This window comes from Testudinibacter sp. 'clade 2', assembly GCF_006227735.1.
Classification (GTDB): domain Bacteria; phylum Pseudomonadota; class Gammaproteobacteria; order Enterobacterales; family Pasteurellaceae; genus Chelonobacter.
Genome location: NZ_VDHB01000257.1, coordinates 1 through 1,328, shown reverse-complemented (window position 1 = coordinate 1,328; position 1,328 = coordinate 1). Strand labels below are relative to the sequence as shown.

The following is a 1,328-nucleotide window of genomic DNA, read 5'->3' as shown; positions in this document are numbered from 1 at the left end:
CACCTAAAGCCATTCAAGCTGCATTAGACAGTGGTAAAACGTTATCAGATTTTGAAATTTAACAATTAATCTTATTATAAGTAACTTATTAAAATAAACCCTCAAGGGTTTATTTTTTTCTATATGAAGAAAACCATATGATTGAAAATAAAATATTATTAACCGAATGTTCCGACGATAAAGGCTTAATGGCGAAAATTGCTAATATTTGTTACAAACACCAGTTGAATATTACCCATAATAGTGAATTCGTTGATAATGGCTGTAAACGCTTTTTTATGCGTACCGAATTGGAAGGAATTTTCAACGATGAAATGCTGAACACCGAATTAAGTCTGGCTTTGCCGCAGGGTGCAAAATATAACATCATTACCCGCAAAACCAAACGAATTGTTATTTTGGTTACGAAAGAAGCTCACTGTTTAGGTGATATTCTGATGAAAAATTATTATGGTGGTTTAGATGTTGAAATTGCCGCAGTAATTGGAAACCATGATGCTCTGCGTGAATTGGTCGAACGTTTTGATATTCCGTTTCATCATGTCAGCCATGAAAATCTAACTCGGGAAGAGCATGATCAACGCTTGGCTGAAAAAATTGATCAATACCAACCGGATCTGATTATTTTAGCTAAGTATATGCGCGTGTTGAACCCGAAGTTTGTTCAACGCTATCCTAATCGAGTGATCAATATCCACCATTCTTTTTTACCCGCTTTTATTGGGGCAAAGCCCTATCAGCAAGCCTATGAACGTGGCGTAAAAATCATTGGCGCAACCGCACATTTTATTAATGATGAGTTGGATCAAGGCCCGATTATTATGCAAAATGTGATCAATGTTGACCACACCTACGATGCGAAAGCCATGATGCGTGCCGGGCGTGATGTTGAAAAAAGCGTCTTAACCCGTGCACTAGATTTGGCACTTAACGACCATATTTTTGTTTATGATAATAAAACAGTTGTTTTGTAAGTTGTAAATAAAACCCCTCCGAAATAGTTTCTCTGCGTGATAATTTTCATGCGGAGAATGTCTATCTTTACAATATCTGAAAATTGTTAATAATCAGTAAAATAGTATTGTAATACCTATTAATTCAATCAATTAATCACTTTTTATTTGTCTATAATCTTTATGTATTTAATATGTAAGGTTTTTTTAAATTATTGTCCGATTGATAGTAGTAAAATTACAACTTGTATGTCAGTAAACAGTATGTTATAAAATGCAAGCATAAATTACTGTTGTTAATTGTAAATTTACAAATCGTTATATTTTTTATACCAACCTCTTTTAACTCAATCAAAAAAGGAGTTTTTGATGAAG

At 33.4% G+C, this 1,328-nt stretch carries 1 protein-coding gene; it reads left to right on the top strand.

All coding sequences use genetic code 11. The annotated features are described in order from the left end of the window. The first annotated feature begins 137 nt into the window (after positions 1-137). On the top strand, positions 138-974 hold the full coding sequence (purU, locus tag FHQ30_RS13095; protein ID WP_139612357.1) for a formyltetrahydrofolate deformylase: 837 nt from the start codon (positions 138-140) through the stop codon (positions 972-974). Positions 975-1,328 lie beyond the last annotated feature (354 nt).

What these genes read in the sequence shown, in the direction of transcription:
- purU (WP_139612357.1), top strand. Translation starts at nt 138, where the DNA reads ATGATTGAAAATAAAATATTATTAACCGAATGTTCCGACGATAAAGGC.